This window comes from Ruegeria sp. HKCCD7255 (assembly GCF_013031565.1).
In the GTDB taxonomy this organism is placed as follows: domain Bacteria; phylum Pseudomonadota; class Alphaproteobacteria; order Rhodobacterales; family Rhodobacteraceae; genus Ruegeria.
In genome coordinates this window covers 1-7,656 of the sequence record NZ_WQAG01000024.1, presented here as the reverse complement: position 1 = coordinate 7,656, position 7,656 = coordinate 1, and the positions used below count along the sequence as shown (strand labels likewise).

Annotated in this window: 1 protein-coding gene; it reads right to left on the bottom strand. The window is 59.0% G+C overall.

Going from position 1 to position 7,656, the window contains the following annotated elements:
- Nucleotides 1–7,656: type I polyketide synthase (locus tag GOX45_RS21760; RefSeq protein WP_171104047.1), on the bottom strand; the 7,656-nt coding region annotated here is incomplete at both ends.

Here is a 7,656-nt window from a genome sequence, read left to right as displayed (position 1 = left end):
ACAACGCGCCCCAAATCTCGAAGGTGGCGGCATCAAAGGCGATGGGTGAGTTCTGCAGGATGCGCTGATCGGGCCCGAGATCGGCAAAATCCTGACCTTTGACCAGACGCAAAACACCACGATGCGGAACCATTACACCTTTGGGTCTGCCGGTCGAGCCGGACGTGTACATCACATAGGCAAGGTCCTCGCCACCCAGCTCGGGCAAATCTGGCATTGGGTCGACCTCGGGTAGAACCGAGACATCGAGTGTCTGGACCCTGGGCAAACCCGCATCAGGTCCAAGCACCAGACTTAGACCGGTATCTTTGACGATGAACTCGATCCGTTCTGGCGGCAGCGATAGATCCAGCGGGACGTAGGCGCCACCGGCCTTGAGGATGCCGACCAGTGCGGCGATCTGTTCGAGCGAAGACCCATAGCTGAGACCGATTTTTTCCCCTTTGGTTACTCCTTTGCCCAACAAATGCGCCGCAATCCGATCCGACCATCGGTCGAGTTCGGCATAGGTTAAAGCCTTGCCATTGCAGCCGACCGCTTGCCGGTTTTGATGCGTCGAAGCCGCTGTTTTGAAGGCACGCGTGATGCCTCCGTTATAGTCTGCAGGGCTTGTTTGCGGTGATTGCTGCGGCGCAGTTGGGTCACCTTGAACCTGCATCAGCTGCCCAAGCGGGGCGTCCGGCCTGTCAACTATGCTGGCCAGCAGCTCGGAAAACCCGGTGATGTGCCGCGCGATGGTCTCGGCATCAAAGAGATCACGGTTATAGCTCCACTCGGTTGTGACGCCGCCGTCAATCTCGGTGACATTGAGATAGAGCTCAAAATTCTCAAACGCGCGCGGGTTTGAGGTGAACGTATCTGCAGGAGACCCTACGGCCAGTGCCGACAGGTCGATACCGTTGTCCACGTTGAACACAACCGAGATCAAGCCGGGCCGCGACGGATCGCGTTTCTGCTTGAGCGCGCGTGTGAGGGCCCCATAGGTAAAGCTCTGATGATCCGCGCCGTCCAGCAGGGCGGTTTTGACCTCTTTCAGATAGTCGCCAAAGGATTTGTCGCCTGAGGGCTGAGTGCGGATCGGCATCAGGTTGACGCAATGGCCTACCATCGACTCCATACCATTGGCCGCCTGCCCTGCTGAGGGCACGCCAACAACCAGATCCTGATTGCCCGAAATCCGCGCGATATAGGTTTTGAACGCTGCCAAAAGCAGGGTTACGAAACTGCTGTTCTGACGCTCGGCCGTTTTGCGCAAACCGGCCACAAGCTCGGCATCCAATGCCGTGTCAAGCCGGGCCCCACGGACGCTGCGGATGGCAGGCCGGGGGTGATCCAAGGGCAAGTCCAGCACGGGAACTTGCGTCTCAAACCGCTGAAGCCAATAGGCTTTATCGCGCTGCGCACCCTCGGATTGTGCCCAATCCTGCTCGTGGCGTGCATAGTCGATGATGCTGTGCGGCGCGTCCAGAATTGCGGGCTTGCCGTCGATGATCATCCGGTAGAGGCGCGCGATGTCGCGCATGATCACATCGATCGACCAGCCGTCACAGATGATGTGATGGGCTGTCACCACCAGATGATGCAGCGCCTGACGATCTTCTTCGCCCATATCCACAAGATCGGTGCGCAGGAACGGGCCGTTCTGCATATCGAAGGGTTCCGAGACATGCTTGTCCAACAGCTCTTGCAGTTTCTGCCGGCGGTCCTGCTGGCCAAGTGTGATCAGATCCATCTGCCCGATTTTGTGGTGCATCTCGGGTTGGATGAACATGGTCAGCCCGTCCTCGGAGAATGTCGCGCGCAACGCGTCGTGACGCGCGTAACAGGCCTGAATGGCCTCAAGCAGCGCATCGGTATTCACCGCACCCCGGATTTTCAGCGTAACGCTTTCATTATATGCGGCAGCGACTTCGGGCGTGACCACCTGGGCGGCAAAGATCTCGCGCTGCGCTTCCAGAGTCGGGCAGGCCAGCGGTGCCAGAGGGGCGGCCATATCTTGCGCGATGCGGGCTTCGCCACCCGGCAAACTCAGCCGAGGCGGAGCCGCGGTTATCTGTGGGTCATAGTCGCGGCTGTCGGCCCGTCCGTCGATTAGGCCATCGGCGCGCATTTCCGACGCGCTGTCCTTGATGGCGTTGATGATGTGATCGATATCCTCATCATCATGGGCTGCTGTCATGTAAGAGGGGAAACCTTCCAGAAGGAACACGCCCCGGTCACGCAGATGCGGACCCAAAAGGCCGCCAAACCGCGCATTCTTGTCGATCCGCAAATACATCAGCGAACCGCAGTTCGGCATCTCGAACGGCATGTCGTTTTCTTTGAACCAACGATCGACCGTACCCGCGACCTTGTCGCCTTTGGCATCGATGGTTTTCCAGAAAAACGCGGGCTGCGATTTGAAGAACCGCATCATCTGGACGGTGGCAGCCATCACCAGAGGATGGCGCACGAAGGTGCCTGCAAAGAACGTCACCGGAGCTTCGGGGAAGCTTTCATCCCCGTAATCCCACTGACCCCCATCAAAGGTGTCCATGTATTGGGCCTTGCCGGCAACAACACCAAGCGGCATCCCGCCCCCGGCGATTTTGCCATAGGTCACAAGATCGGCTTCGATGTTGTAATAACCCTGCGCGCCGCGTGGCCCGAAACGGAACCCAGTGACAACCTCATCAAAGATGAATAGCGCACCGTGTTCCTGGGTGATGTGGCGCACTTCGCGAATGAATTCGTGCGGGCGGAATTCGGGCCGACGGCTTTGCACCGGCTCGACCATGACAGCCGCCAGTTTGCCCGCATTGCGACGGATGTAATCCAGAGCCTGCGGCGAGCCATAGGGCAACACGACCACATTCTTGACCGCATCACGCGGCACACCGGGTGCGATGGGCAGGCTGCGCAACCCGTCCTTGCCTTCGACCCCGCGCACCAGAACTTCGTCGAAGTTGCCGTGATAATCCCGCGCAAACAGAACAATCGTGTCGCGCCCGTTCACGGTGCGTGCAAGACGCATCGCAGCATAAACAGCCTCGGACCCGGTGCAGACAAAGCTGGCCCGGTCATTGCCGGTGACGTCACAGAACAGCTCGGCCGCTTCCATTGCCAACAGGCTTTGTGGCCCAACTTCGAATCCGTCATCCAGCTGTGTGTGCAGAGCCTTTACAACACTGTCCGGGGAATGACCCAGAAAGCCCGGACCAAAGCCATTCAGTATGTCGACATATTCGTTGCCATCCACGTCCAGAAGGCGCGAGCCTTTGGATTTGACCGATACGATCTGATAGACAAGGTCTTTCCACAGCCGGTTAAAGCCCGATGCTGTGCGCGGATCGGCATGTCTTGGGCGGTGCTTTTGTGTCAGAGCTTTCGATTGCGGCGTCTTCGCGTTGAACCGGGCCACCAGCTTGTCGATATGCGCCTGTTGGCGCGGCGTCAGCGCCTCATCCGTGGTCGAGATTTGTGTAACGGGCGCGGAAATATGCGGATCCGGTTTGGCAGCCTCGGACGCGGCAGGGGCTGGGGTGAACTCTTGATCAGACGGGCCTTCGGTGCCGATCTCACCATGCTTTTCGATGTGTTCGGCCAAAGCGCCAACATTCGGGAAACCGTCAATCAGTTCGCGCAGCGAAACCGCAACGCCGAACTGATCTCTCAACTCACGTGTGGCCTGTGTCAGCAGCAAGGAGTCAAAGCCAAGTTCCATAAAGCCTGCGGTTGGAATGATCTCTTCTGCGTCCAAACCGCTGAGATCCGAGAGCAAGGCTTGCACCGCGCTAAGCGCATCTGGTTTTGCAATCACCTTGGTGGGAGCCGTATCCGGCACATCGGCTGTTTCAGGGTCAGAGGTAAAGGCAGCAGGTTCGATCCAGAACCGCTTTCTGACAAAGGGATAGCTGGGCATCCCGTGCTGGCGCGGTGTCTCGGTATCGACGCCGATACCGGACCAATCCAACGGATAGCCACAGGCCCACAGCTCACCAAAGGCGCGGTACATTGTCAGTTGCGCATTTGCCTGCTCTTCATGTGCGTGCGGTAAGGATGACAATGCCGGAGAGGCCGTTGCGCGATCAGGGTTCTGGGCGGCCAGAACCGACAATGTTCTGCCAGGTCCTGATTCCAGGAAGATATACTCCCCATCTGCCCACAGCACCTGCATCGCATCAAAGAACCGGACAGGGCGGCGCATATGCTGCGCCCAATAGTCGGGATCGGTTGCTTCATCCTCGGACATCCAGTCGCCGGTGACGGTGGACAGGATCGGACGAGTTGGCGCCGCCAGAGACAGTTTAGCAAGCTCAGCTCGGAATGGCTCAAGCGCCGGGTCCATCATTCTGGAATGGAACGCGTGGCTGGTATGTAGTTCCGAAGTGGCGATGCCCGCTTCCTCAAGCACGGGGATCAAAGCCGCAATGGCTTCATCCGACCCAGCCAGCACGCAGGCTTTGGCACCGTTCACAGCGGCCAGATCGACCGTATCCCCAAGGTACGGTTGCAAGTCTTCCTCGGACGCGCGGACCGACAGCATCTTGCCGCGCGGAAGATCTGCCATCAAACGACCGCGCAGAACGATCAGGTTCAGCGCGTCCTTTAGCGAGAAAACACCGGCCAGCGTAGCGGCCACAAATTCACCGATGGAATGCCCGACCATCACGTCGGGGCGAATACCCCAGCTTTCCCACAGCTTGGCCAAAGCATAGCTACAGGCGAATATGGCTGGTTGGGCGAAATCGGTGCTTTTCAGCTTTTCGCGCGCCTCTGCAATCTGATCGCCTTCGGCATAAAGCACAGCCCGCAGATCCAGGCCCATCGCCTGCTCCAGCGGGGTCAGGCATTGATCCAACGCGTCGCGGAACACTGGTTCGTTGTCGTACAGGTCACGGGCAATACCCACGTGCTGAGACCCCTGCCCGGCAAACATGAAGACCAGTTTTTCGCGTGTTCCGGCCTTTTGCCCCTGCCCCTTGTGATCTTGGGCTGCCTTGGCGAGTTCAGCCATATCGTGAGCGGCAAGCACCGCGCGGGTTTGGAAGGCATGGCGGTGTTCGCGCAATGTTGTGGCTACACCATCAGGGTCCGCATCGGGATTGGCCAAAGCCCATGCGCCAAGGTCTTGCATCGCCAAACCCAACGCTTCGGGGCTTGAGGCTGAAACAGGGAACAGACGGGGTTTGCGCGTTTTGGGTTTCGGCTTTGCCACTTGTGCCGTGCCTTCGCCAAGGACCATATGCACATTCGTGCCGCCCACGCCAAAGGACGAAACCCCGGCATAGCGCGGTTCTTCGCCCACGGGCCACTCCGTCAGTTCGGCCACGGGCCGGAAGCTTGAGTTCTCGAAATCGATACGTGGGTTTGGTTTTGTGTAATGCAGCAACGGTGGGATTTTGCCGTGTTTCAGGCAAAGTGCGGTTTTGATCAAACCGGTCACGCCCGCAGCGGCATCCAGATGACCCACATTGGTTTTGACCGAGCCGATTGCGCAACGCCCGGTCTGCCCGGTGTTGCCAAAAGCCTCGCACAGGGCGGTAAATTCGATCGGGTCCCCCAGCGGGGTGGCGGTGCCATGGGCCTCGACATAGCCGATGTCTTTCGGCGCGACCCCGGCTGCAGCTTGGGCCATGCGAATGGCCTCGGCCTGAGCGGCGATCGACGGCGCGGCATAGCCTGCCTTTTGCGCCCCGTCATTGTTGACCCCGTGGCCACGGATCACCGCGATGATTTTGTCGCCATCGGCCTCGGCATCTTCCAGACGGCGCAGCACAACCAGCCCGGCACCATCGCCAAAGACCGTCCCTGTCGCCTCCGCATCGAAAGTGCGGCAATGGCCATCGGCCGAGGCCATGCCATCGGGCAAATACGCATACGGCCGTTTGGTCGGGAATGTCACCGCAACACCTCCCGCCAGGACCATATCGGCGCGCCCCATGCGCAGGCTGTCACAAGCTTGCGCCACGGCCAACAGCGATGTCGAACAGGCTGACTGAACATTTACCGCAGGCCCGGTCAGACCCAGCTTATAAGCAACGCGTGTGGCCAGAAAATCCTTGTCATTGCCAAACAGGGCCGAGAAATCTTTGACCGGATAGCTTGCCGCGAAATTGCGCGCAGCACCAGGTGCGGACAGCACGTTGTTGAGCAAATACGAGTTCTGTGACGATCCGGCGAAGATCCCGATGCGCCCAGCGAACCTCTCGGGGTCATGGCCCGCATTGTCCAAAGCCGTCTGTGCAAGCTCCAGCATTATCCGGTGCTGCGGGTCCAGAGCCTTGGCTTCTTGCGGCGGGATGTTGAAATGGCGCGCGTCAAACAGATCAGCATCTTCCATAATGCCCCGTGCGGCCACATAGGTGCCTTGTGGGTCGTCCTTCGCCGGATCGACCTCAAGCTCGTCGGCTGAGAAGTGCGAGATCAGCTCTTCCCCGGCCAGCAGTTTTTGCCAGAACGTGTCGATATCCCTGGCACCGGGGAACCGCCCGGCCATGCCCACAATCGCAATCATTCCTGATCCGGCGGGCTTGGTTACGGTGGTCTCGCCGCTGTCGCGGCTTTCCGTGTGGTGACTTAACCCTGCTGCCAAAGACCGCACGCTGGACTTGTCGAACAAAAGCGTAATTGGAAAACGCCGGTTCAGTGCAGTTTCAAGCTGGTTATGCAACCGCGCAAGCTGAAGGGACGAGGCGCCCAGATCGAAGAAATTCGCATTTGGATCGACTGTTTCACACTCAAGGATATCTTTCAGGAAGCCCGAGATGAGCGTTGCGATGTCAGCCCCTACATTGGCGGCTTTGGCACTTGGGGCAGCAGATTCCGGCTTGTCCAAGCTGGCCAACAATGCCCGTCGATCCACCTTGCCGTTATGGTTCAATGGCAGTGTTTCAACGACTTCAAGCCGTGCGGGGCGGGCATATTCAGGCAACGTATCCCGCAGATGAGATTGAACGGCTTTAGCGTCAAAACCCGTATTCTTTTGAACAACGCAGAACCCGATCAAGGACTTGTCAGCTTGATCCGCACCAGCACGGGCAACCACAGCCGCGCGGGCAATTGAGGGATGCGCCTCCAGCGCAATCTCGACCTCGTTCAGTTCCACCCGGAAACCCCGGATCTTGACCTGAGTGTCGATACGTCCAAAGAACCGAACGACCCCTGCGTCGTCCATTTCGACCAAATCGCCCGAGCGATAAAGAAGCTGATCTGCGTCCCAAGGGGCGGGGATGAATTTCTCCTGTGTCAGATCGGGGCGGTTCCAATAGCCCCGGGCAAGCCCGGCGCCGCCGATATACAGCTCACCTTTTTGGCCCGACTTGCACGGGTTCAGATCTTTGTCCAGCACATGGATCTGAGTGCCATCGATCGCATGACCAATCGGCAGCGCCTGCCCGCTTTGCGCCTGCGTCAAAGTGATCCTGTGGCAGCAAGTGAACGTGGTGTTTTCGGTCGGGCCATAGCCATTGATCAAGGTCAAATCCGGGCAAGCCGTCAGAACCTGTGCAGCCTTGACTGGAGAGACCACATCCCCGCCTGTCAAAAGTTGCTGCAGGGGGCGAAAGGCCTCGGGGATCTCGTCCGCCATCGCGTGGAACAACCCGGCTGTCAGCCAAAGTGTGGTGATCTTCTCGCGCGCTATGATGTCGCCCAAACCGTCCAGCGACGCGGGCG